The 25,358-nt window shown below is 67.0% G+C and carries 24 protein-coding genes and 1 pseudogene; 13 read left to right on the plus strand and 12 right to left on the minus strand.

Translation table 11 applies throughout. The features are described 5' to 3' along the window. Window positions 1-270, plus strand: a pseudogene (locus A0J57_RS26660) (hypothetical protein); the annotation flags it as partial. A gap of 89 nt (window positions 271-359) precedes the next feature. Then, window positions 360-821, plus strand: a complete 462-nt coding sequence (locus A0J57_RS18360; RefSeq protein WP_061939118.1) for a hypothetical protein — start codon at window positions 360-362, stop codon at window positions 819-821. On the opposite strand, the gene A0J57_RS18365 is transcribed toward A0J57_RS18360, so the two are convergent. After that, a complete protein-coding gene (locus A0J57_RS18365; protein ID WP_061939120.1) occupies window positions 799-2,118 on the minus strand; it encodes an MFS transporter in 1,320 nt (439 codons plus the stop codon). The genes A0J57_RS18360 and A0J57_RS18365 overlap by 23 nt on opposite strands. A gap of 108 nt (window positions 2,119-2,226) precedes the next feature. Here A0J57_RS18365 and A0J57_RS18370 point away from each other — a divergent pair, with 108 nt between their 5' ends. Beyond that, entirely contained in the window at window positions 2,227-3,147 is a 921-nt protein-coding gene (locus A0J57_RS18370) for a cupin domain-containing protein (RefSeq protein ID WP_061939122.1), read from the plus strand. 56 nt (window positions 3,148-3,203) lie between these two features. Beyond that, on the plus strand, window positions 3,204-4,220 hold the full coding sequence (locus A0J57_RS18375; protein ID WP_025548693.1) for an SMP-30/gluconolactonase/LRE family protein: 1,017 nt from the start codon (window positions 3,204-3,206) through the stop codon (window positions 4,218-4,220). Between the two features lie 45 nt (window positions 4,221-4,265). On the opposite strand, the gene A0J57_RS18380 is transcribed toward A0J57_RS18375, so the two are convergent. Further along, window positions 4,266-4,595 (minus strand): hypothetical protein, encoded by a 330-nt coding sequence (locus A0J57_RS18380; RefSeq protein ID WP_061939124.1) that lies wholly within the window; start codon window positions 4,593-4,595, stop codon window positions 4,266-4,268. A 9-nt stretch (window positions 4,596-4,604) separates the two neighbouring features. Then, window positions 4,605-6,530, minus strand: a complete 1,926-nt coding sequence (locus A0J57_RS18385; protein ID WP_061939126.1) for a pyrroloquinoline quinone-dependent dehydrogenase — start codon at window positions 6,528-6,530, stop codon at window positions 4,605-4,607. Between the two features lie 147 nt (window positions 6,531-6,677). On the opposite strand from A0J57_RS18385, the gene A0J57_RS18390 reads away from it, so the two are divergent. Then, window positions 6,678-7,865 carry a CaiB/BaiF CoA-transferase family protein gene (locus A0J57_RS18390; protein ID WP_061939128.1) on the plus strand — a complete coding sequence of 396 codons (1,188 nt, stop codon included), beginning with the start codon at window positions 6,678-6,680 and terminating at the stop codon, window positions 7,863-7,865. Further along, complete coding sequence (locus A0J57_RS18395; RefSeq protein ID WP_061939131.1) at window positions 7,862-8,644, plus strand: enoyl-CoA hydratase; 783 nt, start codon at window positions 7,862-7,864, stop codon at window positions 8,642-8,644. Before A0J57_RS18390 ends, A0J57_RS18395 begins: the two co-directional genes overlap by 4 nt. Before the next feature lie 33 nt (window positions 8,645-8,677). On the opposite strand, the gene A0J57_RS18400 is transcribed toward A0J57_RS18395, so the two are convergent. The 8 genes from A0J57_RS18400 to A0J57_RS18435 all read right to left on the minus strand — a co-directional run bounded on the left by A0J57_RS18400 (window position 8,678) and on the right by A0J57_RS18435 (window position 18,106). After that, on the minus strand, window positions 8,678-9,154 hold the full coding sequence (locus tag A0J57_RS18400; RefSeq protein ID WP_025548698.1) for a c-type cytochrome: 477 nt from the start codon (window positions 9,152-9,154) through the stop codon (window positions 8,678-8,680). Between the two features lie 33 nt (window positions 9,155-9,187). Further along, on the minus strand, window positions 9,188-11,257 hold the full coding sequence (locus A0J57_RS18405) for a PQQ-binding-like beta-propeller repeat protein (RefSeq protein WP_044660931.1): 2,070 nt from the start codon (window positions 11,255-11,257) through the stop codon (window positions 9,188-9,190). A gap of 53 nt (window positions 11,258-11,310) precedes the next feature. Beyond that, window positions 11,311-12,795, minus strand: a complete 1,485-nt coding sequence (locus A0J57_RS18410) for an NAD-dependent succinate-semialdehyde dehydrogenase (RefSeq protein ID WP_025548699.1) — start codon at window positions 12,793-12,795, stop codon at window positions 11,311-11,313. A 20-nt stretch (window positions 12,796-12,815) separates the two neighbouring features. Next, window positions 12,816-14,051 (minus strand): iron-containing alcohol dehydrogenase, encoded by a 1,236-nt coding sequence (locus A0J57_RS18415; protein WP_061939133.1) that lies wholly within the window; start codon window positions 14,049-14,051, stop codon window positions 12,816-12,818. Beyond that, window positions 14,048-14,446, minus strand: coding sequence for a c-type cytochrome (locus tag A0J57_RS18420; protein WP_048576760.1), 399 nt, complete (start codon window positions 14,444-14,446; stop codon window positions 14,048-14,050). Before A0J57_RS18420 ends, A0J57_RS18415 begins: the two co-directional genes overlap by 4 nt. A gap of 85 nt (window positions 14,447-14,531) precedes the next feature. Next, the gene (locus tag A0J57_RS18425; RefSeq protein WP_061939135.1) at window positions 14,532-15,854 is read right to left on the minus strand and encodes an MFS transporter; all 1,323 of its coding nucleotides are present in this window, start codon (window positions 15,852-15,854) and stop codon (window positions 14,532-14,534) included. Further along, window positions 15,851-17,221 (minus strand): amidohydrolase family protein, encoded by a 1,371-nt coding sequence (locus tag A0J57_RS18430; RefSeq protein ID WP_061939137.1) that lies wholly within the window; start codon window positions 17,219-17,221, stop codon window positions 15,851-15,853. Before A0J57_RS18430 ends, A0J57_RS18425 begins: the two co-directional genes overlap by 4 nt. Window positions 17,222-17,380: 159 nt before the next feature. Beyond that, the gene (locus A0J57_RS18435; RefSeq protein ID WP_052628168.1) at window positions 17,381-18,106 is read right to left on the minus strand and encodes a GntR family transcriptional regulator; all 726 of its coding nucleotides are present in this window, start codon (window positions 18,104-18,106) and stop codon (window positions 17,381-17,383) included. A gap of 284 nt (window positions 18,107-18,390) precedes the next feature. Here A0J57_RS18435 and A0J57_RS18440 point away from each other — a divergent pair, with 284 nt between their 5' ends. The 5 genes from A0J57_RS18440 to A0J57_RS18460 all read left to right on the plus strand — a co-directional run bounded on the left by A0J57_RS18440 (window position 18,391) and on the right by A0J57_RS18460 (window position 22,911). Next, window positions 18,391-19,050, plus strand: a complete 660-nt coding sequence (locus A0J57_RS18440) for a hydrolase (RefSeq protein ID WP_061939139.1) — start codon at window positions 18,391-18,393, stop codon at window positions 19,048-19,050. A gap of 88 nt (window positions 19,051-19,138) precedes the next feature. Then, the gene (locus A0J57_RS18445; protein ID WP_061939141.1) at window positions 19,139-19,978 is read left to right on the plus strand and encodes an alpha/beta fold hydrolase; all 840 of its coding nucleotides are present in this window, start codon (window positions 19,139-19,141) and stop codon (window positions 19,976-19,978) included. A 20-nt stretch (window positions 19,979-19,998) separates the two neighbouring features. Next, window positions 19,999-20,229, plus strand: a complete 231-nt coding sequence (locus tag A0J57_RS18450; RefSeq protein ID WP_061939143.1) for a DUF1427 family protein — start codon at window positions 19,999-20,001, stop codon at window positions 20,227-20,229. Further along, window positions 20,226-22,151, plus strand: a complete 1,926-nt coding sequence (locus A0J57_RS18455) for an amidohydrolase (protein WP_061939145.1) — start codon at window positions 20,226-20,228, stop codon at window positions 22,149-22,151. The genes A0J57_RS18450 and A0J57_RS18455 overlap by 4 nt, the downstream gene beginning before the upstream one ends. A 64-nt stretch (window positions 22,152-22,215) precedes the next feature. After that, entirely contained in the window at window positions 22,216-22,911 is a 696-nt protein-coding gene (locus A0J57_RS18460) for a YoaK family protein (protein ID WP_061939147.1), read from the plus strand. On the opposite strand, the gene A0J57_RS18465 is transcribed toward A0J57_RS18460, so the two are convergent. After that, window positions 22,912-23,841, minus strand: coding sequence for a LysR family transcriptional regulator (locus A0J57_RS18465; protein ID WP_025548711.1), 930 nt, complete (start codon window positions 23,839-23,841; stop codon window positions 22,912-22,914). Between the two features lie 123 nt (window positions 23,842-23,964). Here A0J57_RS18465 and A0J57_RS18470 point away from each other — a divergent pair, with 123 nt between their 5' ends. After that, window positions 23,965-24,663: a pirin family protein gene (locus A0J57_RS18470; RefSeq protein WP_025548712.1), complete on the plus strand. Its 699-nt coding sequence runs from the start codon at window positions 23,965-23,967 to the stop codon at window positions 24,661-24,663. A 65-nt stretch (window positions 24,664-24,728) separates the two neighbouring features. Continuing rightward, window positions 24,729-25,046 (plus strand): hypothetical protein, encoded by a 318-nt coding sequence (locus A0J57_RS18475; RefSeq protein ID WP_061939150.1) that lies wholly within the window; start codon window positions 24,729-24,731, stop codon window positions 25,044-25,046. Window positions 25,047-25,358 lie beyond the last annotated feature (312 nt).

Genomic DNA, 25,358 nt, shown 5'->3' on the forward strand with positions numbered 1-25,358 from the left:
TTTCTGGCCCTTGTGCGCGGCAAGGGCCAGAAAAGCTGGACGCACGCCATCGTCCGCAACCGCGATCTGGAGGCGGACTGGCACCAGATGGCGGCCGGGCAGCGCACCGAACCGCTGATGTATGCCGACAATGCGACCGCCCTCATCGTCTGGGGCGGGCGGCGCAGACGGTGCCGGCGCAGGTGTCTGGGCCGACGCCCCCAGGATGAGCAGGGCGGGCGAACACAGATAGAATGCGGCCTTTATGATTGCCATCAATCCTCCCCTTGAGCAGACTTTTGCGTCTTGCATTTGATCATATAGGATATGATGTTAGAGCATTAGTCAAACAAATTATGACATGAAAAGAGGAGAAGGGCGTGAAACACATCTGGAAACTGGCCGTGATCGGCGGGATTGCGTTGTTTCCGCAATGTGTCGCGCTGGCGCAGGAAGATGGCTGCGCGCGTCTGGACGACCCATCGGAACGCCTGGCCTGCTATGATCGCCGGTCTGGCCGGGCCGCGAAGGACAGCCGCCCGATTCCCGTCCCCGCGCCCCCCGCCGCGGCATCGGCGGCTGCGATCAACAGCTATCAGGACCGTCGCGACGCCCTCAAGAGCCGCACGGATTTCGACAGCCGCTTGAAGGCGGCGATCCCGTTGCGGCACGGCTATCACCGGCTGGAGCTGGAGGACGGCACCGCCTACGACACGACGACCGTCGCGCCGCCGCCGCCCGTCGGGGCGGTGATCCATGTCCGCCGCACGCCGTTCGGCACCACCTTCTTCGACATGGAAGGGCGCAAGCCCTTCACCGTCAGGCTGTCGCGCCGCCAATAGGCGCCCGGGCGCCCTCCCCGGCCGGCTGCTCCAGCAGCCGGTTCGGGTCCACGATCACCCAGGCGAGCACGCCCGCCAGCACCACGGCGGCCCCCGCGATGAAGGCGGCGGTCCAGCCGAATTGCGCGGCGATCATCGGCGTCAGGGTGGAGGTCAGCGCCCCGCCGATCTGGCACCCCATGTTCATGAAGCCGGACACGACGCCGCTATGCGGGCCCGCTATGTCCGCCGTCACCGACCAGAAGGAGCTTTGCGAGAGGTAGATCGCCCCTGCCCCCCCGGCCAGGATCAGCACCGCGAGCGGCGCATTGTCCACCATCGATCCGCTGGCGAGGAACAGGCCGGTCAGCACGAAGGAGAGCACGCCCAGCCCGGAGCGTCCCCAATAAAGGCCGTAGCGCGCCGACACCCGGTCGTTGATGACCCCGCCCAGCAGGCAGCCGAAGGTCATGCACAGGAAAGGCAGCATGGAGAAGACAGCGCTGGATTTGACATCCAGATGCCGCGCTTCGGCAAGATAGATGAAGAACCAGCTGAAGAAGATCCAGATCACATAGCCGAAGGCGAAATAGCTGACGAACAGGCCCCAGACATTGCGGCTGGAAAATATGGCGCTCCAGGGAATGGGTCCGGCCGACGCCGTTTTGGCCGGGGGCAGGCCCGCCTCGATATGCGCGAGTTCGGCCGCGTTCACCGACGGATGCTCCTGCGGCCGGTCCCGCGCGAGCCAGAACCAGACGGCGGCGGCGGCAAGGCCCATTGCCGCGCAGGCATAGAAGGATGCGCGCCAGCCGCCCCACAGGATGATCGCGGTGATCAGCGGCGGCGTGATGCCAGAGCCGGCGCCCACCCCGGCGAAGATCCACCCGTTCGCCTTGCCGCGCTCCTGCGCCGGTATCCAGCGCGACAGGAACTGGTTGCCGCACGGATAGACGACCGACTCGCCGATGCCGAGCGCGAAGCGGGTCAGCGCCAGCAGCAGCAGCGCGGCGCTGCCCTCCGGATGGATGAGCGCCGTCGCCGCGGTGAACACGCCCCACCAGAGCAGCGCGCCGGTCAGCACGATGCGGGGACCGTAGCGCGCGGCGAGCCAGCCCGCCGGCACCTGGAACAGCGCATAGCCGATCAGGAAGGCGCTGAAGACCCAGCCCAGCTGCACCTGGTCGATGGCATATTCCTTCCGCATCTCCACCCCCGCGACGGAGATGTTGGTGCGGTCGAGAAAAGCGATCGCGCTGATGATGAACAACAGGAAGATCAGGCCCAGCCTGACCCTGGACCGCGCGGCTCCATTCATAACCATCCCTCCCGCTTGGCTTCTGCGCCAAACAATATACTATATGATTCGTGATAAGATGATGTATGTCGGCATAAGCAGGCAAGAGCAAGCATTGGAGAGGGGAAGATGGGCATGGGCACGTCGCGCATGGCGCTGGTCGCAGCGCTGATGGCCTTTGGCGGAACGGCCATGGCGCAGGGCGCGCCGCCGCTGGCGCAACGCATCGGCCACAGCGATCCGGACAAAATGCGGGTTGCGAACGGCGTCCATGGCGGTGCGGGATCGATGAAGTTCGGGCCGCTGCTCGGCGCCAATGCGCTCAGCACCAACCTCATCTTCGTCCATCGCGGGACGATCGCGCCGAAAAGCGGCATCGGCCAGCATTTCCACAATGATTGCGAGGAGATGTTCATCATCCTCGACGGCGAGGCGGAGTTCACCATCGACGGCCGCACCTCGCGCCTGGCCGGGCCTGCCGGCGTGCCCGACCGCAAGGGGCATGCCCATGGCATCTACAATCCGACCGACAGGCCGCTGCAATGGCTGAACATCAATGTCGGCATGACCAAGAGCTATGACAATTTCGATCTGGGCGACCCGCGCACCGATGCGACGCTCGATCCCGTGCCGCAGTTCATCAGCATGCGGCTGGACCGCGCCCTCCTGAAGCCGGCGGCGGCCGCCCTGCCCGATGCGACCGGCGGCGTCCTCTTTCGCCGCGCGCTGGGACCGGCGGTCTTTTCGACGCCCTGGTCCTATGTCGATCATGTCCTGCTGCCCGCAAATGCGGCGCTCGGCCGCCGGATGCAGGCGGATATGAGCGAGGTCTATTATGTGATCTCCGGCACGGGCGAAGTGACGCTGGACGGGGAAACCGCGCCGATCAGCGCGGGCGACGCCGTGCCCGTCGACCTTGGCGAGGCGCGGGCGATCCGCCAGACGGGCGCGCAGCCGCTCGAACTGATGGTGATCGGCGTGGCGCGCGATCTGGCGGCGAAGGCCCGCTACCGCGCCGAAGCCGAAGCGCGCATGCAACCGCGCCGGTAACATCGCGCCGATCCTCCCGCGTCCCTCCTTTCGATCATCCAAGAAGGAACCAAAGCATGTCATCCCGCCTTCGCGCCGCCCTGCTAGCCGCTGCGCTCTGCCCCCTGACCGCGCCATTGCTGGCGCAGGAACCCGCCGCACCGGCCGCCGCGCCATCCTTCGAGCGGCTGGACCCGGCGCTCGACGCGATCATAGCGCCGGGCACGCCGATCGAGCGGGTGGCGACCGGCTTCGGCTTTACGGAGGGGCCACTATGGCATGAGGGCCGGCTCTGGTTCTCCGACGTCACCGGGGACAGGATGCGGGCCGTCAGCCCGGATGGAAAGGTGGAGGAACTGGTGGCCAATTCAGGCGGCCTGCCCAATCCCCCGGCGGGCGCCAGCATCGGCTCCAACGGCATGGCCCCCGCCCCCGACGGCACGGTGCTGATGACGCAGATGGGCGCTCGCCGCATCGTCAGGGTCGGCAAGGACGGCAGCCTGCAACCCTTCCTGTCGGAATATCAGGGCAAGCGGCTGAACAGCCCCAACGATCTCGTCTACGACAAGAGCGGCGCGCTCTGGTTCACCGATCCGCCCTTCGGCCTGTTCAACGGCATGGACAAGGACCCGGCCAAGGAACTGCCCTTCAACGCCGTGTTCCGCTATGCCGACGGCAGGCTGACGCCGGTCATCACCGACATGACGCTGCCCAACGGCATCGGTTTCTCCCCCGATTTCAAGACCCTCTATGTCGGCAATTACGGCCCCGAAATGTATATCCGCGCCTATGATGTGCGCCCGGACGGCAGCCTGTCCGCGCCGCGCGAGCTGATCCGCTTCCCCGGCGGTCGCGGCGGTCCGGACGGGCTGAAGGTCGACACGGCCGGCAATATCTGGATGACGGGCCCGGGCGGCATCCGCATCGTCACGCCGCAGGGCAAGGTGCTGGGGCAGATCAGGCTGCCGGAAACCGCAGCCAATCTGGCCTTCGCGGAGGATGGGCACATGGTCTATATCACCGGCAGCACCAGCATCTATCGCCTGCGCAGCAAGGTGAAGGGGATGCTGCCGCTCTACGCCGGGGGCCAATGAAGGGCAGCGGGCGGCGACGCGCCGCCCGCTTGGGCCGAACCGCGTTTAACGGCCGCCCGCGCCCGGCCGGGCACCGGGCGCGGGGGCATAATTTTTCGCCAGATAGGCCGTGATCGTCTTGACCTCCTCCGGCGAGACCTCGGCCCCGCGGTCCGCCATGCCCTGCACGGTCGCCGCCCATTCCGCCTCGCTCCGCCGCTTCTGGAAAACCTGCCCGGTCGTGTGGCAGAAACCGCAGCGTTCGTTGATCAGGTCCAGGCCAGGGCCGGGCGGCGGCGGCGCCATGGCTACGGTCGCAGGCGCCTGCTGGGCCAATGCCCCCGCCCCGATCAGGGGCAGGGTCAGGGCCATGATCATCAGTCCGACTTTACGCATGTCATGTCCTCAAGGAAGCGCATAGGCCACCACCTCGTCGCTGGTGGCCGGTGAAAAGGCGAAGCCCCCTGTCGCCACGACGGCGACCATCTGCCGTTTCCCCACGGCATAGGTCATCGGCGTTCCGTAGCTGGAACCGGGCAGTTCCGCCGTCCAGAGCAGCTTGCCCGTCTTCGTTTCGAACGCGCGGAAGCGCTGGTCCTTGGTCGCGCCGATGAAGGTCAGCCCGCCCGATGTCGTGAATGGCCCGCCCGCGCTGGTGATCCCCGCATCTTTGAGCGCGGGATGGCCGGTGTCGCCCAAGGGCCGGCGCCACGCCACCGTGCCCTTGGCGACATCTACGGCCACCAGCTCGCCCCATGGCGGCCTGTGACAGGGGAAGCCGGTTTCCATGTCCGCGAAATAGGCGTAGCCGCCCTTCATGCCCCAGCTTCCGTCGGGCTGCTGCTCCAACTGCTGTGGGCTGGCGAGTTCGTTGAGGTTGATGACGTAGAGGCCCAGATCGGGGTCGAACGCGCCCCCGCCCCAGTCCACGCCTCCCAGGCTGCCGGGAAAGAAATTGATCGCGCTGTCGGCGCGCAGCGGCTGGAACGGCTTGCTGGGGGTGATGTTCAGCTTCTTGACCAGCGCCTCGCACCGGGCCTTCAGCTCCGGCGTGACATCCAATATGTCCTCGGCATTATAGGACAGGCGGGTGAGCGGCGGCGGCGCGACCGGCATGGGCTGGGTCGGCCAGGGCTGCTCGCCCGGCACGTCGGTCTCCGTCGGCACCGGCACTTCGCGCACGTCGAACAGCGGCTTGCCGGTCACGCGGTCCAGGATGAACATGATCGCCGTCTTGTTCATCGCCACCAGCGCGGGCGTGACCCGCCCGCCGCGCTTGATGTCGACCAGCGTCAGCGTCGGCAGGTCGAGGTCCCAGATGTCGTGATGCACGGTCTGGAAATGCCAGAGATATTTGCCGGTCGCCGCGTCCACCGCGACCACCGAGTTGGAATAGAGATTGGCGCCCTTTCGGTCAGCGCCCCAGCGGTCGAAGGTCGGCGCGCCGACCGGCAGATAGGCGATGCCGCGCTTTTCATCGACCTGCACGAAGGTCCAGACATTGGTGCCCGATCGCGCCTTCGCGCTGTCGCCCTCCCAACTGTCCGCGCCCTTCTCCCCCGCCTGCGGGATGGTGTGGAAGGTCCAGACCAGCTTGCCCGTGCGCGCGTCCCAGGCGCGCACATCGCCCGCCGCGCCCTTGACCGGCATCTCCTGCACCCGCGATCCGGTGATGACCAGGTCCTTGTAGATGGCGGGCGGGCTGCTCATGCCCAGCGGCGCGGCGCGCAGGCCGTTCATCACCTCGGGCGTCTTCATGTTGACGATTCCCGCCTCCCCGAAAGCGGCGGCAGGCTGGCCGGTCGCGGCATCGAGCGCGATCAGCTTGCCGGACCGGGTGCCGAAGAAGATGCGCGCGCCCTTCCCCCTGGCTCCGGGCCAATAGGCGACGCCGCGAGTCGAGGGCTGGTCCTTGTTCGCGAGCGTATAGGCCCAGCGTTCCTTCCCCGTGGCGGCGTCCAGCGCGACGACGCGATTATAGGGCGTGGCGAGATACATGACGCCGTCGACCACCAGCGGCGTCGCCTCCGACGCTGAGAATCCGGTGGCGAACTTGGCGCGCATGCCGTCCGGCATCGGTCCCACATCGGCGGTCACGCCGGGCGGGCGCATATGATATACCCAGGCCTGCCGCAGCGTGCCCACATTGGCGGTCGTGATCTGCCTGAGGGGCGAATGGCGCGCGCCGCCGGGATCGCGGCCATAGGCGGCCCAGTCGGCATCGGCGGACGACGCCGCCGTGGCTGCGCCGTGCAAGGCGCCGGCGGCAACGGAAATCAGGGAAGCCAGTGCGATGGACCGGCGGAACGAAGATGTGATTTTCAACGACATGCCTCTCCTGAAGGCGGGGTTTGACCTTTGGTCGACAAGCCCGGTTGTTCTTTTGTCAGGGGAATGCTAGCAGAGGGTCAAATCATATACAATATGATCTGTGACCGAAAATCGGCGCCCCCATATGGCGCATAAGGGAGAAGGAATATGGCGACGCTGCCATTGGCGGGCATCAGGGTACTCGACATTTCGCAGGTCATGGCAGGCCCGTTCTGCTGCATGCTGCTGGGCGACATGGGCGCCGACGTCATCAAGATCGAACCGCCGGTCACGGGCGATTCGACCCGGCATTCGATGGGCTTCCGCCTGAAGGGGGAGGACAGCCCCGGTTTCCTCGCGCTCAACCGCAACAAGCGCAGCATCGCCCTCAACCTGAAGGACGATGCCGATCGCGAGGTGCTCTATGCGCTGGTGAAGAGCGCCGACGTGCTGGTGGAAAATGCCCGCCCCGGCGTCGCGGCGCGGCTGGGCATCGACTATGACACGCTGGCGAAGATCAATCCGCGCCTCGTCTATGCCAGCATTTCCGGCTTCGGCCAGACCGGCCCATGGGCGCAGCGCCCCGGCTTCGACCTGATCGCGCAGGCCATGTCGGGCATTTTAAGCTCCAACGGCTTTCCCGGCATGGAACCGGCGAAGAACAGCATCGCCGTGGCCGATCTGGGCGCCGGTCTTTTCTCGGCCTATGCCATCCTCTCCGCCATTATCGGCCGGGAAAAGAGCGGGCAGGGCCAATATATCGACGCCTCCCTGCTGGAAGCGGCGCTGGGCCTTTCGATCTGGGAGACGACGGAGCTTTGGGGCACGGGCAAGTCGCCCACGCCCATCGGTTCGGCGAACCGCATGTCCGCCCCCTATCAGGCGATGCAGGCGTCGGACGGCTGGTTCGTCATCGGGGCGGCCAATCAGGGACTGTGGCTGACCTTCCTCGACGTCCTCGGACGCCCGGAGCTTCAGGACGATCCGCGCTATTCCAGCAACGCCGCCCGCGTCGTCAACCGGCTCGCGCTGATCGAGGATCTTGCGCCCACCTTCCTCACCCGCACGCGGCAGGAATGGATCGACGCCCTGCTGGCGGCGGGCGTTCCCGCCGCGCCGATCCTCGACTATGGCGAGGCGGTGACCAGCGAACAGGCCGTCGCGCGGGAGATGGTGATGCAGGTGCCCCATCCGGTGGAGGGCGAGTTCAAGGCGCTGGGCTTCCCGGTGAAGATGCGGGGCACGCCGCAGGAGGTCCGCCTGCCCCCGCCGCTGCTCAACGAACATAGCGACCTGATCCAGCAGGAACTGGTGGAAAAGGGCCTGCTCGCCCCGCAGCGGGAAGCCGCGAAATGAGCGAGGCGCGCCTCATTTACGAGAAGCGGGGCAATCAGGCCCATATCCGCTTCGACAATCCCGCCGCCCATAATGCGCTGACCGGCGCGATGTGGCACGACCTGCGCGATGCGGCGCGGGACATAGCGGCCGACCCCTCCATCCGCGTCGCGGTGTTCCGCGGCGTCGGGGGGAAGGCGTTCATATCCGGCACCGACATTTCCAAATTCGCGGATTATACGACCGGCCGGCAGGGCGTCGATTATGAGCGCGACATCGACGAATGCATGGGCGCTCTCGACGCCATCCCCTGCACCACCATCGCGGTCGTGGAGGGTTGGGCCGTGGGCGGCGGCATCAACATCTCCTCCGCCTGCGATTTCCGGATCGCGACCCGCGATGCGCGCTTCGGCTCTCCCATTGGCCGCACCATAGGCAACTGCCTCTCCGCCGCCAGCGTCGCTCGGATCGGCGCGGCGGTCGGCGTGCAACGGGCGAAGCGCATGGTGCTGCTGGGCGAGATGCTGACGGCGGAGGAGCTGCTCGCCAGCGGTTTCCTGCTGCGGATCGTGGAGCGGGAGACGCTGGATGCGGAGGCCGACGCGCTGGCGCGGCGGGCCGCCGAAAATGCGCCGCTCACCACCCGCGCGACGAAGGAGACGATCCGGCGCATGGCCTTCGGGGCTTTGCCCGATGTCGAGGATCTGGTTGCGGAGGTCTATGGCAGCGCCGATTTCCGGCGGGGCGTGTCCGATTTCCTGGCGCGCACGAAGAAAGTGCCGGACTGGACCGGCGCCTGATGGGGAAGCGGGCGGCGGGACGCCGCCCCGCCCTCATTTACCGCATTTGCATTCCGGCGCGGGCTTGGCCGGTTCGGGCCTTTGCGCCACGATCCTGACATTGGGCATCAGCGCCGCATTGGGCGGCAGCGCCAGGTCGCCGGCGGGAAAGCCGTTGGCTTCGAACATATAGGCTTCGATGTCCGCGACCTTCCGCCCGCCCAGGCTGCCCGGCGCGTTGAGCGGCATGGTCGTCTGGATGCGCGCGAACAGATCGCCGGCGGACGTGTTGTTCCAGTTGTTGAGGAAGGTCGGCCCGACCAGAGCGGGCGCGACGTCGATCCCGGCCAGCGTTTCGCCATGGCAGGCCGCGCAATTCTCCGCATAGGCGGCCTTGCCGCGCTCGGCCTGATCCTTCGTATAGACCCCGGTCCAGACATGGCGCTCGGGCGCCTGCGCGCGCGTCACGACCGCGCCGCCCGCAAGCAGCAGCGCGCCCGCCAGCCAATATCCCCGCGTCACCTTGCCCATCGAGCCACTCCTGCCATCAAGCCATTCCTGCCATCAAGCCATTCCTGGAAGTCGGAACGCCACCAGTTCGGCGCTGTAATTGCCACCGCCAATGGCGACGACGATATATTGGCGGTTGTTCAGCATATAGGTCATGGGCGATCCGCTCTGCGGCGCGGGCATGTAGACTGCGCCCTTCTCCTCGCCGGTGGCCTTGTCATAGGCGCGCAGCATCGCGCCCCGGATGCCATATTCATTGGTGTAGAAGCCCGCCTCGCCGCAGATCACCAGGCTCTTGGTGCACAGAGGCCCCAGATTGCCTGCCCGGCCGGTGCGGGGAATCTTCAGGCCCTTGAGCGCCGGGTGGTTGCGGACATTGTCCGGCGTCTCGCCATGGGCGACCTGCCATTTGAGGTCGCCCTTGCCAAGGTCGATGGCGGTGATGCGGCCATAGGGGGGCTTGAGCAGCGGCAGGCCCTGCACGGTCAGGAAACCGGGCGGCGGCCCCGAACCGGGCTTCGCCGCCGGGGGCCGCATGAAGGGCGTCGGCGCCGCCGCGCCCATCGCCACCTGCGGTCGCACTTCGGACCCGGCAATGCCGTGCACATGCGGAAATTCGGAGACGCTGGGGTCTTCGTTCGGGATGATGCCGATCACGGAAGGCTGGGTCTTCGAATAGACGAAGACGGTATGGCTTTCCGGATCGTAGCAGCCGCCCGGCCAGTTGGTCCCGCCCTGGATGCCGGGCGCGGATATGGTGCCCCAGCGGCCGGGCTTGCTGACCACGGGCGGCGTGTAGAGCGGCCCGATCTTGTACTGCTTCACCAGTTCCACCGCCTGCGCGCGCAGTTCCGGCGTGAAGTCGATGAGGTCGTCGATGCCGACGCCCTGCACGTCATAGGCGGGGGGCTTGGTCGGGAATGGCTGGGTCTTGGCATACCATTCGCCCGGCACGTCGCCCGCCTCCACCGGCCGCTCGACAATGGGCCAGATCGGCTGGCCGTTGGTGCGGTCCAGCACATAGAGGAAGCACTGCTTGGTCGGCTGCGCCAGCGCCTTCACCGTCCTGCCGTTCACCGGAATGTCGCACAGGATCGGCGCGCAGGGAATGTCGCGGTCCCACAGGCCGTGATGGACGAGCTGATAATGCCAGCGCCGCACGCCCGTCTCCAGGTCCAGCGCGACCAGCGACTCCCCGAACAGGGCGTTGCCGCGCCGGAACATGCCCATCTCGTCGCCGGTGGGCAGCTCCACCGGCACATAGACCAGCCCCAGTTCCTCGTCGGCGGACATTTCCGCCCAGACGCCGCCATTGCCGGCTTCATCGGCGTCGCCGTTCAGCCAGCTGTCATAGCCATATTCGCCCTTTTTCGGGATGGTGTGGAATATCCACTTGCGCTTGCCGGTGCGCACGTCGAAGCCGCGCACATAGCCCTTCACATTCTTGCGCACCGCCGGCACGTCGCCCGCCGTATGCGCCGCGCCCACCACCACCGTGTCGCGGGCGACGAGCGGCGTCGCGTGCAGCCCGACATCGGCGGTTTCCGGATCGATCTCCTGATCGAAATCCTTCTTGAGATCGACCACGCCGTTCACGCCAAAGGCCGGATCGGGGATGCCGGTCGCCGCATCCAGCGAGACGAGCTGATAACCGATGGTCACGAACAGGATGCGCTCCTGCTTGCCGTCGGTCCAGTAGGAGCAACCATGGCCCGAAAGCTGGCGCGGGGAATTGAGCGCGCGCTGCCCCTCGTCCTTGCGGAACATCCAGAGCAGTTCGCCCGTCGCCGCGTCGATGCAGACGCAGTCGCGGCGCGACCCGGCGGTCAGGAACAGCCGTCCCTTGACCAGCAGCGGCGTCGGTTCGAACTGATATTCCTTGCGCGCCCCCAATATGTCCGTCTTGAAGCTCCAGGCCACCTGAAGATCGCTGAAATTATCGGCGTTGATCTGGTCGAGCGGCGAATAGCGCGTATTGGCCTGGTCGGCGGCATAATGGCGCCATTCGGTGTCCGGCCCGCCGGGCAGATCCTGCGCCATGGCGCGCCGCATCGGGGCCGTGCCGATGCTTGCGGCGACGGCGACCGTCCCGCCCAACAGCCTGCGTCGGGTCATCTTGAACATCGCGCTTTCGGCCCCTTCCCTCTCTCTTTTCCGTGCCGTCGACCGGCTGCGGCTTACCAGCTCACCGCGATATATTTCGCCTCGCAATATTCGAGCAGGCCGTGATGTCCGCCCTCCCGCCCGAGGCCGCTCTGCTTGACGCCGCCGAAGGGCGCCGCGGCATCCGACACCAGGCCGCGATTGACCGCCACCATGCCGGCCTCGATCCGCTCGGCCAGTTGCAGCCCCCGCTTGAGGTCGGCGGTATAGACATAGGCGGCAAGGCCATATTCGGTCGCATTGGCCAGCGCCACCGCCTCCGCCGGATCGTCGAACGGGATCACCGCCGCGACCGGGCCGAACACTTCGGTCGTCAATATCTCCGACCCCGGCTGGACGTTCGCGATCACCGAGGGCGGATAGAAGAAGCCCGCGCCCTCCGGCGTCCTGCCGCCCAGCCTGACCTCTGCGCCGCGCGCCACGGCATCCGCCACCAGATGCTCGATCTTGTCGATGGCCTGCCGGTTGATCATCGCGCCGCACTGGGTCGCGCTTTCCGTGCCGGGGCCCATCTTCATCGCGCCCATGCGCTCTGCCAGCTTCGCGACGAAGGCGTCATGGATGCCGCGCTGGACATAGAAGCGGTTGGCCGCCGTGCACGCTTCCCCCGCATTGCGCATCTTGGCGACCATCGCGCCCTCGATCGCCTCTTCGATGTCGGCATCGTCCAGCACCAGGAAGGGCGCGTTGCCGCCCAGTTCCATGGAGGAGCTGATGACCTGGTCCGCCGCCTGGCGCAGCAGGATGCGGCCGACCTCGGTCGATCCGGTGAAGGACAGCTTGCGCACGCGCGGGTCGTGCAGGATGCCGCTGCACAGCGGCCCCGGATCGCTGCTGTTGACGACATTGACCACGCCCGCGGGCACGCCCGCCCGGCGCATGATCTCCGCCACGGCGAGCGCCGTCAGCGGCGTTTCCTCGGCCGGTTTCAGGATGCAGGTGCATCCCGCCGCCAGCGCCGGGGCGATCTTGCGCGTCGCCATCGCCGCCGGGAAGTTCCAGGGCGTGATCAGCAGGGCGATGCCGATGGGCTGATATTGCACCATGATGCGGTTCGCGCCGGAGGGCGAGACGGCCAGCTCCCCGTTGATGCGCACCGCTTCCTCCGCATACCAGCGGAAGAATTCGGCGGCATAGGCCACCTCCCCCCGCGCGTCGGGCAGCGCCTTGCCATTTTCCAGAGATATGAGCTGCGCCAGCCATTCCTGCTCCGCCATCATCGCATGGAAGCAGGCGAGCAATATGTCGGCGCGCTTGCGCGGCGGGGTCGCGGCCCAGTCCGCCGCTGCTGCTGCGGCGGCGTCGACAGCGGCGATGCCCTCGGCCGGGCTTGCGTCCGCGACGGAGGTCAACACCGCCTCCGTCGCGGGATTGAGGATGTCGATGCGCTTGCCGCTGGCGGCGGGCACCCATGCTTCCCCGATCAGCAGGTCGGTCGGGATGGCGAAGGGACCGGCATGGCCGTCGGTCGTCGTGCAGCTATAGCTTTGCGTCGTCATGGGAAACCTTGTTCGAGAAGTCACGCGGACTTGAGCGCCGCCCGCTCGCCGGAAAAGGCGGCGCGGGTGATGCTCTGCATCGCCGGGAGATCGAGGGGACGGGGATTGTTCTTGACCAGCCGGGCGGCGTTCAGGGCGTTTTCCGCCACGAAGTCCTGCTGGTCGGCCTTCAGCCCCAGCGCCGCGAGCGAGGGTGGAATGTTGACGCGGCCAAGCAGGTCCGCTACCGCATCGATGAACGCCTGCGACATGTCCTCTTCCGCCGCATCGGACAGCCCCACCGTCCGCGCCAGTTCGGCGAAGGCGGGGGCGCAGAAGGGCCGGTTGAACTGCATGACATAGGGCAGCAGCGTCGCCACCCCGTCGCCATGCGCGGTGTGCGTCAGGTTGCCGACCGGATATTGCAGCGCGTGCGCCGCCGCCGTACCCGCCGTGCCGAAGGCGCAGCCCGCCGCCAGCGCCGCCAGCATCAGCCCTTCGCGCGCTTCCATGTCGCTGCCGTCGCGATAGGCCCGCTCCAGGAAGCGGAAGATGTTGTCGACCGCCAGCCGCGCGAAATGATCCGACAGCAGGTTCTTGCCCACGAACACATGATCCTGCGTCAGCATCGGGTCGGCGGGGCGCGCCAGCGTCGTATAGGCCTCCACCGCATGGGTCAGCGCATCGGCGCCGGAACAGGCGGTCAGGGCAGGCGGGCAGGTGGCGGTCAGTTCCGGATCGCAGATCGCGACCAGCGGGATCAGATGCGGGCTGGCGATGCCGACCTTCACCCCGCGCTCGTCGTCGGACACCACCGCGACCGGCGTCACTTCCGATCCGGTGCCCGCCGTCGTCGGCATGGCGATCAGCGGCATGACCGGGCCGGGTACGGCGAATTCGCCATAATAGGACCGGATATCGCCCCCATGGGTCAGCAGCACGGCGACGACCTTGGCCATGTCCATCGAACTGCCGCCGCCGATGCCGACCACCAGATCGGGGGCGAAGCCGCGCATCTCCTCGACACAGGCATTGATCGATCCGATCGGCAGGTCGGGGATCGTCCGGTCGAAGACCCGGACCTCCAGCCCATGGGCCTGGAGGTCCGCGACCATGGCGTGGAATTCAGGCTGGGCGGCCTGCCGTTCGTCGGTGCAGAGCAGGGCGCGCTTGCCCAGCCTGCCGGCGGCGGAGCCGAGCGCGTGGCGCTGCCCGCGTCCGAACAGGACGGAGCGGGGCAGGCGGAGCGCGCCGAAGGCGGGAGGGAGGTCGCTCACTTCTTGCCACCATCCGCGCCATATTGTTTCAGATAGGCGATGATGTCGGCGCGATCCTGCGCGGCGGCCATGCCGGGGAAGATCATCTTGGTGCCCGGAACCAGCTTCGATGGACCTTGCAGCAGCTTGTCGATGCTGGCCTCGTCCCATCTGATGCCCGACGCCTTCATCGCGGGCGAATAGCCATAGCCGCCTTGACTGCCCGCCACGCGGCCGACGACGCCGTTCAGCGAAGGCCCCATGGAGCGCGCCGGGTTCGGCCCGACCTTGTGGCACGCGGCGCAGCGCGCGAAAAGCTGCTGCCCATGCGCGGCATTTCCCTTCGGCGCGGGGGCGGCGACCGCCGTGCCGGCGATGACCGCGCCGATGCCCACAGCGAATATCCAAGTCTTCACCTAAACAACCTCCTGTCGTGCGCGCCATGCGCGCGATGTCCGAACCGAAGCGCCGGGGCGCTGCGGATGATTTCCGGCGATGGCATCACGCCTGGGCCCCCTGCCCGTCACGCAGCTTGCGCGAGGCGTCGATGCGCAGGAACAGCGCCGCCGCGATCAGGCAGAGGACGGAGAGGACCGCGAAGGCGGCGAACCAGCCGCTCATGCTGACGATATAGCCGGTGACCGCCGCCGCGACCGCCGCGCCGCTGTTGCCGAGCGTGTTCATGACCGCCGATACCGAGCCCGCATATTCGCCGCCAATGTCGAGCGTCACCGCCCAGGATACGCCGACCGTCAACTCCAGCCCGAACAGCGCGATGCAGAAGCAGAGGATGCTCGCCACATGCCCGTCCATGGCGGCCGCCAGCGGGATCATCGCCGCGGCCGTCAGGAAGCCGACCACCGCGACCGAGCGGCGCGCCATCTTCAGCCCCGCGCCGCGCTTCACCAACAGGTCGGACGCCCATCCGCCCATCAGGTCGCCCACCACGCCCGCCATCAGCGGCAGGCTGGCGAACAGGCCCATCATGGCGATGTCGAACCCGCGCGCATCGTGCAGATATTTGGGGAACCAGGTCAGGAAGATGTTGATGCAATAGGCGTAGCAGAAATACATGGCCGACAGCACCCAGAGCTGCGAATTGGCCAGCAGGTGCCGCCATGGCACGCTCACCCGCGCCCGGCCCGCGCCCAGCGCGCCCTCGATCATCGCCAGTTCGGCGCTGTTGACCGAAGGATGCTCGCGCGGCGTGTCGCGATAGTAGAAGAACCACAGGGCCGCCCAGCCGATGCCGACCAGCGCGAAGGCCATGAAGGGCATGCGCCAGCCGAACTGGACGATGAGCAGCGCGACGAACACCGGCGTCACCGCCCCGCCCAGCCGCGCCCCCGCATGGGTGAGGCCCTGCGCCCAGCCCCGTTCCGACGGCAGCATCCAGCGCGAGAGCGACCGGGTGGCGATGGGAAAGGCCCCCGCCTCCCCCATGCCGAAGAGGAAGCGGCACACCATCATCGACCCGGCCGACCAGGTCAGCGCCGTCGCGGCGGTGAAGGTCGACCACCAGAGCACCACGCCGGTCAGCGCCCGGCGCGGCCCGAACCGGTCGCCCAGCCAGCCCCCCGGAATCTGGAACAGCGCATAGGCGATGGAGAAGGACGCGAAGATCCAGCCCATCGTCACCGGCGAGAAGCCATATTCCTTCTCGATCACCGGGGCCGCCGTGGCGATTACGACGCGATCCATATAGGTGATGAGATAGGCGAGCACCGTCAGCCAGAGCACGACATGGCGCGCCCGCGTCGGGCGCGCCGCGCCGGCTCCGGCGGCCGCGTCGCGCGGTTCTGCGACGCTTGCCTCGCCGGTCACGGGCGGGGCCCGCAGGCATCGGCCGCGCGGCCGGTGCAGGTCTGCCAGATGGTCGGCACCTTGTTGCCGGCGATATAGACGGCGTCGATGGCGCGGGTGTTGCGGATGTCCGCCGTGGGATCGCGGTCCAGCACCAGCAGGTCGGCCCATTTGCCCGGCGCGACGGTGCCGATGTCCCTGGCGCCCATGAACTCCGCATTGGCGCTGGTCGCGGCCGTGATCGCCTGCATCGGCGTCACCCCGGCCTTCACCATCAGTTCCAGTTCCCAATGCGCGAAATAGCCGGGAAAGCGCGCCGTCGGGCCGCTGTCCGTGCCCATGCCGTAGCGGATGCCCGCCTTCGCCTCCCGCGCGAAATTGTCCATCGCATATTGCAGGGTCGGCGCATATTTGGGGAAATTGGGCGCCGCGCCCAGCTTCGCCGCCCGCTCCGGACTGGCCAGTTCCTTCAGCACGGCGGGCGTCACCCCCCGCGCGAAGAAGGGATCGTCCAGGAAGGGCAGCGTCCTGTAGGTGAAGGACGCCTCCCGGCTCAGCGTCGCGGCCATCTGCCACACGCCCTTCGCCTTCATCTGGCCGAGCAGCGCGTCGTCCACGGCGCGGTCGCGCACGGAATGGGCGAAGGCGTCCACCCCTTCCCGCGTCAGTTCGGCGGCGTTGGAATAATAGAAGATGTGGGCGACGGTCTTCTTCCCGTCCTTGTGCGCCTGGTCGATCACGGCGCTGCTGATCCGGGGCGGCATGCGTTCCTCCAGCATGCCGAATTCGTCGTCGACCCACAGCTTGATGAGGTCTGCGCCCTTGGACGCCTCCTTGTCCACCATCGCCCGCGCCTCTTCCGGCGTGGCGACCGACTGGTCGAGGCCGGGGACGCCGCCATAGCTGCCCTTGAAGACCACGCCCTGCCCGACGGTATAGACCCGCGACATCGCCGTGGGCCCCTTGCGCCTCTGCTGGATCGGGAAGATCAGGTCCTTCTCCGTCCCCAGCGTCTGGACGGTGGTGACGCCATAGGCGGCGTAGATGCGAAGCTGCTTCTCGATATTCTCAGCCGTCTGATATTGCAGGTTCTGGGTGATGCCGTCGACCAGCCCCAGATGGACATGGCTGTCGATCAGGCCGGGCATCAGATATTTGCCCTTCAGCCTTTCGACTTTCGCCCCGGCCGGCGCCTTCAGCTTCGCGGACGGCCCGACCCAGTCGATCCGCCCATCCGTCATGACCAGCGCCTGGTTCGCCGCCGGCGCCTTGCCGGTGCCGTCGATCAGCGTGAAGTCGCGCAGCACCCTGGTTTCGGCCAGCGCCGCCGCCGGAAGTCCGGCAAGCATCGCGACCGTCAGGCTGACAAGTGAAAAATCGGCTTTCATGGCTGACCGCATTACCCATCCTCTCCAGGATCTATTTCATATCCTATATGATCCTGTGCGACCGTGGTAGGTGGTTGCCGCGGGCCCGTCAAGGGGCTTTCCCACGTCGTTGAACGTTCGGCCGACACGTGATGCCTCCCCCTTCCGGGGGTTGCGCGATCAGCGTCGAGACGTGCCGTTCGCCCGGTCCATCCGCTGCTGCGAACAGGTGAGATGGTCGCGCACCGACTGCTCGGCCGCGACGGGATCATGCGCCAGCAGGGCGGCGATGATCGCCTGATGCTCCCGCGCCGCCACTTCGGGCGCATTGGGCTGGGCGCTGTTCTGGTAGAGCGATCGGAAAATCTGGAGATGCGCGTGCAGCCGCTCGATCGTCTCCTCGATCAGGCGGTTCCCGCTGCCCTTCGCGATCAGCCGGTGGAGCTGCGCATCCGCTTCCGCGAAACGGGCATAGGCCTGCTCGTCGCGCTCGACCACGGCGTCCATGTCGGCCTGGATCGACTGCAGGACGGAAAGCGTCTCATCGTCGATCTGCTCGGCTGCCCGGGCGGCGGCATAGGGTTCGATCAGCAGGCGCAGCGTATAAAGGTCATGCACCTCCTCCGGCGTCATCTGCGGGCTGGCGCGGTAGCCGACATTGGTGGTCTTGTAGACCAGCTTCTCCGCCTCCAGCTGGCTCAGCGCCTCGCGAATCGGCGTCTGCGAGATGCCGAGCTGGCGCGCGACGGTATCGATGGGAATGCGTTCCCCCGGCGCGATCTTCACCGTCATCAGCATGGAGAGAAGATGCTCATAGGCACGCTCCACCAGCGTCGGTCCGGAGGCGGCGCGTGCCGGGGAACCAAGGGCGCCCGCGGGCTGTGACATGTTGTGAAGGTCGGACATGGAGGCCGCTTATAAGGTCAGATGCGGAACATATAGGATATTTTCGTCGCAATGGCGATGGCCATCTTGCAGGAGACAGGGCCGGCGCGACGATCCGTCACCGTCCTGCTACAATGAAGGTGCAATATCGATTATGCTCCATTGGGCCAGCCGGCCGCTTCGGCTTTTCCAGAATTTGGAACGAATAGGTAGATTTTATACGCCTGTTTCGCAGAAGCGAGGGAAAGTAGACCGACATCAGCCCGAACGACGGGCCCCTGCACTTTCAAGGAAGGAGACCCGCCATGTCGATCACCGCCATTCCCACCCCCTCCGATGCGCTGCTGTCACCCGACGACCACGCCCTGATCCTGATCGACTTCCAGTCGCAGATGGCCTTCGCCACCAAGTCGATCGCGCCCGAAATATTGCGCAACAATGCCGCCCTGGTCTCCAATGCCGCGGCCGGATTCCACGTCCCCACCATCCTCACCACCGTTGCGGAGAAGAGCTTTTCCGGCCCGATGTTCAGCGAGATCGCCGACGCCTTTGGCGACCAGCCGATGATCGACCGCACCAGCATGAACAGTTGGGAAGACGCCGCCGTGATCGGGGAGGTGAACCGCATCGGCAAGGACCGCCTGGTCATCGCCGGACTGTGGACCAGCGTCTGCATCGTCGGCCCGGTGCTCTCCGCGCTCGAACAGGGTTTCGAGGTCTATGTCATCGCCGACGCCAGCGGCGACATTTCCGAGGAAGCCCATGACCGCGCCGTGGAACGCATGATCCAGGCGGGCGCGCGCCCGATCACGGCGCTGCAATATCTGCTCGAACTGCAACGCGACTGGGCGCGCGCCGAAACCTATGCGCTTACCACCGGCATCGCCCGCCAGTGGGGCGGCGCCTATGGACTGGGCATCACTTATGCCAGCACCATGTTCGGCGCCTCCGAAGGCGGCCACTGATCCCCCCTTCCCCACAGCCGGGCCGCCCCTTTGGCCCGGCTGCCCCTTCTCCCGCACCCCCAAGCCAGAGCGATGAAAGGATTTCCCGATGAGCAATTTCGTCACCACCCCGGACGGCGTCGACATCTTCTACAAGGATTGGGGCAGCAAGGACGCCCAGCCGATCATGTTCCATCATGGCTGGCCGCTTTCCGCCGACGACTGGGACACGCAGATGCTGTTCTTCCTTGCCCGGGGCTATCGCGTCATCGCCCATGACCGGCGTGGCCATGGCCGCTCGCAACAGGTCGATTCCGGCCATGACATGGCCCATTATGCCGCCGACGCGGCCGCCGTGGCCCGGCATCTCGATCTGCGCGACGCCATCCACATCGGCCATTCGACCGGCGGCGGCGAAGTGGCCGCCTATGTCGCCCGTCACGGCCTGCCCGAAGGGCGCGTCGCCAGGGCGGTGCTGGTCAGCGCCGTGCCGCCGATCATGGTGAAGACGGACCGCTATCCCGGCGGCCTGCCGATCGATGTGTTCGACGGGCTGCGCGCCGGCCTTGCCGCCAACCGCGCGCAATTCTTCCATGAGGTTGCGGCCGGCCCCTTCTACGGCTTCAACCGCGAAGGGGCGGAGGTGAAGCCCGCCGTCGTCGACAATTGGTGGCGGCAGGGGATGATGGGCAGCGCGCTCGCCCATTATGAAGGGATCAAGGCCTTTTCCGAAACCGACCAGACCGACGATCTGAAGGCGATCACCGTCCCCACGCTCGTCCTGCACGGCGACGACGATCAGGTCGTGCCCTACAGGAATGCAGGCCTGCTCCAGGCCGAAATCCTGCCGAACGCCACGCTGAAAATCTATGAGGGCTATTCGCACGGCATGCTGACGGTGAACGCCGATGTCCTCAACGCCGACATTCTGGCGTTCATCAAGGCCTGACGCAGCGAAGGAACGGACCCATGAAAGCCTATATATTCTCGCTGGGCGCCGGGCTGCTGGTCGGCATCGTCTACAGCCTGCTCGGGGTCCGTTCCCCAGCCCCGCCGGTCATCGCGCTGGTCGGGCTGGCAGGCATCCTCGCCGGCGAACGGGTCGTGCCGGTCGCCGGCAGCCTGTTGCGCGGCAAGCCTTTCACCCCTGTGCAGCAAAGCGCCGCCGCCCTGCCGCCAAAGCCGGAGCAGGAGCAGTGATCACCCGCCGCCGGGCGCTTGCCGGCGCCGGCGCCACCACCCTGTCCACCGCCACGGAAAGCTTCGCCATGACAGCCAGGGACGTCATCATCATCAATGCCAGGGTCACGACGCTGGACCGGGAAAATCCGGTCGCGCAGGCCGTGGCGATCCGCGACGGCACATTCCTGTCCGTCGGCGGCGAAGGCGAAGTGCGCGCCGCCGCCTCCCCCGACGCGCAGGTCATCGACGCCGGGGGCCGCCGCCTCATCCCCGGCCTGATCGACAGCCACATCCATGTCATCCGGGGCGGCCTCAACTATAATATGGAATTGCGCTGGGAAGGCGTTCCGACATTGGCCGACGCCATGGCGATGCTGAAGCGCCAGGCGGAAATCACGCCGCCGCCGCAATGGGTGCGCGTCGTCGGCGGCTTCACCGAGCATCAGTTCGCGGAAAAGCGCCTGCCGACCCTTGAAGAGATCAACGCCGCGGCGCCCGACACGCCGGTCTTCATCCTCCATCTCTATGACCGCGCGTTGCTGAACGCGGCGGCGCTGCGGGCGGTGGGCTATGCGAAGGACACGCCCAACCCGCCGGGCGGCGAGATCGTCCGCGACGCGCAGGGCAATCCGACCGGCCTTTTGCTGGCGCAGCCCAATGCGACCATCCTCTACGCGACGCTGGCGAAGGGCCCGAAGCTGCCGCCCGAATATCAGCTCAATTCGACCCGGCATTTCATGCGGGAACTGAATTCGCTGGGCGTCACCAGCGTGATAGACGCGGGCGGCGGCTCGCAAAACTATCCCGACGATTATGAGATCGTGGAAAAGCTGCACAGGGACGGCGATCTCACCCTGCGCATCGCCTATAATCTCTTCACCCAGAAACCGAAGGAGGAGCTCAGAGACTTCGCCAACTGGTCGACGAAGATCAGGCCCGGCGACGGCGACGACAGCTACCGCCACAACGGCGCGGGCGAGATGCTGGTCTATTCGGCCGCGGATTTCGAGGATTTCCGCGTCGCCCGCCCGGACATGCCGCCGGAAATGGAAGGCGATCTGGAACCTGTCATCCGCCTGCTGGCCGAACGCCGCTGGCCCTGGCGCCTGCACGCCACCTACGACCAGACCATCGGCCGCGCGCTCGACGTGTTCGAGAAGGTGAACAGGGATATTCCGCTGCAGGGCCTCAACTGGTTCTTCGACCATGCCGAAACGATCGGCGACCGCAATATAGACCGGATCGCGGCGCTGGGCGGCGGCATCGCCGTGCAGCACCGCATGGCGTTCCAGGGCGAATATTTCGTGGACCGCTACGGTGCGAAAGCCGCAGAGGCCACGCCGCCGATCAAGCGCATGATGGCGGCGGGCCTGCCGGTCGGCGCGGGCACCGACGCGACCCGCGTTGCCAGCTACAATCCCTGGGTGTCGCTGTCCTGGCTGGTGACGTCGAAGACGGTCGGCGGGCTGGCGCTTTATCCGGTGCGCAACCGGCTGGACCGCGAAACGGCGTTACGGCTGTGGACGGAGAAGAACACATGGTTTTCCAATGAAGTCGGCAAGAAGGGGCAGATAAAGGCTGGGCAACTGGCCGACCTGGCGCTGCTGTCCGACGATTATTTCACCGTGCCGGAGGATGAGATCGCCCATCTGCGGTCGGTGCTGACCGTGCTGGGCGGCAGGATCGTCTATGGCGAGGGCGATTATGGCCCGCTTGCCCCGGCCGCGCCCAAAGCAATGCCCGACTGGTCGCCGGTCGCGACCTTCGGCGGCCATTACCGGAGGGATGCGACGGCCAGGAAGATGGCGTCGGCCTGCGGTTGCCATTCCGCCTGCGCCGTCCACGGTCATGACCATGCAGCGGCGCTGGGCGCATCGGTTCCCGCCGCCGATGTCCAGAGCTTCTGGGGCGCGCTCGGCTGCGGCTGCTGGGCAGTGTGATTTCGCCTGCCGACCGGATAAACGCGCCCAGCCCCCTTTAACAGCCAAGCGATTCGAGGACATCATGACCGCTCCCAACGGCCCCGCCGCGCCGCTGCCCTGGCTGCTCCTCCTGCTCTCCGTCACCACAGGCCTGGTCGACGCGATCAGCGTGCTGGGCCTGGGCAAGGTGTTCACCGCCAATATGACCGGCAACATCGTCTTCCTGGGCTTCGCCGCCGTGGGTACGCCGGGGTTCCACGCGCTCTCCTATCTGGCCGCCATCGCCGCCTTCCTGATCGGGGCGCTGGTGGCGGGGCGCGTGGGCAGGCATCATGTCGGGCTGCCGCTGCGCCGCTGGCTGATGGTGGCCGCACTGGCAGAGGCTGTGCTGCTCTGGATCGCGGCGGGCGTCGCCACCGGCTTCGACATCGCCAGCCAGTCGCCCGGCAGCGCGCTCTATGCGATCATCGCGCTGACCGGCCTTGCCATGGGCTTCCGCAACGCGACCGTGCGCCAGCTCAAGGTGCCGGACCTCACGACCACGGTTCTCACCCTCACGCTCACCGGGCTGGCGGCGGATTCGGCGCTGGCGGGCGGCAGCAGCCCCAATCGCGGCCGCCGCATCGGCGGCGTCGCCGCCATCCTGCTGGGCGCGGCCATCGGGGCCTTGCTGGTCAATCGCGCCGGTCTCGTCGCGCCGCTGGTCCTCTCGGGCGCGCTGGTCCTCTTCGGCACCGCCGCCTGCGCGCTGCACCCGGACGCCAAGGCGCCCGCCTGATCAGATGTCGCCCATGCCCTCCACATCCCGGTCCAGCGCGCCCAGCGCCACGAACTGATCGAGCAGCCAGGAGGCGGCCGGCCCCGGCGGCGTGTCGCGCCGCCAGATGGCGGAGAAACGGTACATGCCCCCGTCATGGTCGGGCATGGCGAGCCGCACCAACGTCCCCGCGACCAGATCCGGCTCGATCATCGGCAGCGGCATATTGCCCCATCCGATGCCTTCCCGCAGCAGCGCATGCTTGGCGCTGAGGTCAGCGAGGCGCCAGGTCTTGGGGCTGCGCACCGAATAATCCCGCCCCTCCGTGAATCGCGAACGGTCCGTCAGCACCAGCTGTATATGGTCGCGCCCGGCGCCCGGCGCGATGGCCTCCATCCGTCCCAGCGGATGATCGGGCGCGGCGACCGGCACCATCGCCACCGCTCCCGCCGTCCGGCTCTCGATCCCCTCGACCCCTGCGGACAATGGCCCGGATATGCCGACCACCGCCGCGCGGTCCAGCACCATGGCGGTGATCGCGCCCAGCGCCTCGGCATGCAGGCGAAGCTGGACCGTCGGGAATTCGCGGGCGAAGGCGCGCAGCACGCGGCCCAGGCGCTCCGACGGCAGCATCACGTCGACCGCCAGGTCGACCTCCGCCTCCAGCCCGTCGAGCAGCCCCTTCACCTTCGCGCGCAGGCCGTCGACGCCGTCGGCGATGCTGCGCGCCTCCGCCAGCAGGGCGCGGCCGGCGACGGTGAGTTGCGGCTTGCGCGTCCCCTCCCGGTCGAACAGCGTCAGGCCAAGCTGCGCCTCCAGATTGGCGATGCCATAGCTGATGACGGACACGGCGCGGTTCAGCCTGCGCCCCGCCGCCGCGAAACTGCCGCTGTCCACGATCGTCAGGAAGATGCGCAGCTGGTCGAAGGTCGGCATGCCCGGATTGTTCACTGTTCCATTTCCTCGAACGGTTCGATGCAATTTATCCCACTGAACGGGAAAGCCGCACGCCTGTAAAGAGATGTTCAACAGGGCAAGGCCATTTCCGGCCCCCGCCCGATGAGGAGACAAGACATGATCGAACTGCGTCCCTTCGACAGCCTCGGCGGCGCCAATCACGGCTGGCTCGATGCCAAGCATCATTTTTCCTTCGCCGGCTATCACGATCCCGCCCGCATGCACTGGGGCAATCTGCGCGTCTGGAACGACGACACCATCGCGCCCCAGACCGGCTTTCCGCCCCACCCGCACCGCGACATGGAAATCATCACCTATGTCCGCGAAGGCGCGATCACGCATCAGGACAGCCTGGGCAACAAGGGCCGGACAGAGGCCGGCGACGTCCAGGTGATGAGCGCGGGCACCGGCATCCGCCATTCGGAATATAATCTGGAGGATGTGACGACCCGGATCTTCCAGATCTGGATTCTGCCCACCCGCGACGGCGAAGCGCCGAGCTGGGGCGCCCGGCCCTTCCCCAAGGGCGACCGCGCCGGTCAGTTCGTCACCCTTGCCTCCGGCTACGACAATGACAATGACGCCCTGCCGATCCGCACCGATGCGCGGGTGGTGGCGGCGACGCTGAAGGCCGGGGAGAGCGCGGAATATCCGATCGGCCGCGACCGCAAGGCCTATCTGGTGCCGGCGACCGGCGCGATCCGGATCGACGACGTGCGGGTCAACGCCCGCGACGGCGCTGCGATCAGCGACATGGACGTGATCCGCGTCACCGCGATCGAGGACAGCGAGATCGTCCTGGTGGACGCGGCATAACGAAAGCAGGAGCGGACGCGGCCCTTGGGCCGCGTCCCTTCACCCTGCGCAAGAGGAGGACGGCCATGCTGAATATCGCCCCGCCCGAGCTCAGCCCCGCCGAATGGCACGACGTGAAGGCCGCCCTGATCGCGTTGGCCGATTGCGGCTGCGGCGATCCGGCGCCCGCCGGACCGCTGCGCGCACGCCTTTCCCATGCGCTGAACGCGATCATCGGCGCGCCCCGGACCGCCCGCACGCCGCCCGCCGATCTTCTGCCCCTGCGCGATTTCCTGTGCGAGACCGGCCGCACGCGGCAGATTGCCGAACGGCACATGCCAGCCCTTTACGAAAGAGGCTTTTCCCGGCGGCAGATCGATGCGCTGGCGCTCCTGGGCGCCTGATTTCGTCGCGACGGCCCACAGCGGGAGCGCGGTCGAACCGGCGATGAAAAGCGCGTCCGAGCGATAGAGACACAGCGCGGCCCCCAGATAAAGGGGTGGCCGCGACGAAGCCGTTGCGGCTGCCCTTCAAGCCGATCCTGCGATGCACCGGCGAAACGCCCTGCCCTGTCACGCCGCGACGACGCCGCCCGCATGGCGGCGGACACCCGGCGCAACCGCTTGCGAAAAATGCATTGACATGCACTTTTTATGCTTCTAGCGAATTATGCATCACAGTATATATTTGAATAACAAACCCTTTCAGCGAGAGGA

Origin of the sequence: Sphingobium sp. 22B (assembly GCF_001580035.1) — a bacterium.
Taxonomy (GTDB): domain Bacteria; phylum Pseudomonadota; class Alphaproteobacteria; order Sphingomonadales; family Sphingomonadaceae; genus Sphingobium; species Sphingobium fuliginis.

Excerpts from the sequence above, each read along its gene's own strand:
- A0J57_RS18365 (WP_061939120.1), bottom strand. The coding sequence starts at position 2,118 with ATGAATGGAGCCGCGCGGTCCAGGGTCAGGCTGGGCCTGATCTTCCTG.
- A0J57_RS18370 (WP_061939122.1), top strand. The coding sequence starts at position 2,227 with ATGGGCATGGGCACGTCGCGCATGGCGCTGGTCGCAGCGCTGATGGCC.
- A0J57_RS18375 (WP_025548693.1), top strand. The coding sequence starts at position 3,204 with ATGTCATCCCGCCTTCGCGCCGCCCTGCTAGCCGCTGCGCTCTGCCCC.
- A0J57_RS18380 (WP_061939124.1), bottom strand. The coding sequence starts at position 4,595 with ATGCGTAAAGTCGGACTGATGATCATGGCCCTGACCCTGCCCCTGATC.
- A0J57_RS18385 (WP_061939126.1), bottom strand. The coding sequence starts at position 6,530 with ATGTCGTTGAAAATCACATCTTCGTTCCGCCGGTCCATCGCACTGGCT.
- A0J57_RS18390 (WP_061939128.1), top strand. The coding sequence starts at position 6,678 with ATGGCGACGCTGCCATTGGCGGGCATCAGGGTACTCGACATTTCGCAG.
- A0J57_RS18395 (WP_061939131.1), top strand. The coding sequence starts at position 7,862 with ATGAGCGAGGCGCGCCTCATTTACGAGAAGCGGGGCAATCAGGCCCAT.
- A0J57_RS18400 (WP_025548698.1), bottom strand. The coding sequence starts at position 9,154 with ATGGGCAAGGTGACGCGGGGATATTGGCTGGCGGGCGCGCTGCTGCTT.
- A0J57_RS18405 (WP_044660931.1), bottom strand. The coding sequence starts at position 11,257 with ATGTTCAAGATGACCCGACGCAGGCTGTTGGGCGGGACGGTCGCCGTC.
- A0J57_RS18410 (WP_025548699.1), bottom strand. The coding sequence starts at position 12,795 with ATGACGACGCAAAGCTATAGCTGCACGACGACCGACGGCCATGCCGGT.
- A0J57_RS18430 (WP_061939137.1), bottom strand. The coding sequence starts at position 17,221 with ATGAAAGCCGATTTTTCACTTGTCAGCCTGACGGTCGCGATGCTTGCC.
- A0J57_RS18435 (WP_052628168.1), bottom strand. The coding sequence starts at position 18,106 with ATGTCCGACCTTCACAACATGTCACAGCCCGCGGGCGCCCTTGGTTCC.
- A0J57_RS18440 (WP_061939139.1), top strand. The coding sequence starts at position 18,391 with ATGTCGATCACCGCCATTCCCACCCCCTCCGATGCGCTGCTGTCACCC.
- A0J57_RS18445 (WP_061939141.1), top strand. The coding sequence starts at position 19,139 with ATGAGCAATTTCGTCACCACCCCGGACGGCGTCGACATCTTCTACAAG.
- A0J57_RS18450 (WP_061939143.1), top strand. The coding sequence starts at position 19,999 with ATGAAAGCCTATATATTCTCGCTGGGCGCCGGGCTGCTGGTCGGCATC.
- A0J57_RS18460 (WP_061939147.1), top strand. The coding sequence starts at position 22,216 with ATGACCGCTCCCAACGGCCCCGCCGCGCCGCTGCCCTGGCTGCTCCTC.
- A0J57_RS18470 (WP_025548712.1), top strand. The coding sequence starts at position 23,965 with ATGATCGAACTGCGTCCCTTCGACAGCCTCGGCGGCGCCAATCACGGC.
- A0J57_RS18475 (WP_061939150.1), top strand. The coding sequence starts at position 24,729 with ATGCTGAATATCGCCCCGCCCGAGCTCAGCCCCGCCGAATGGCACGAC.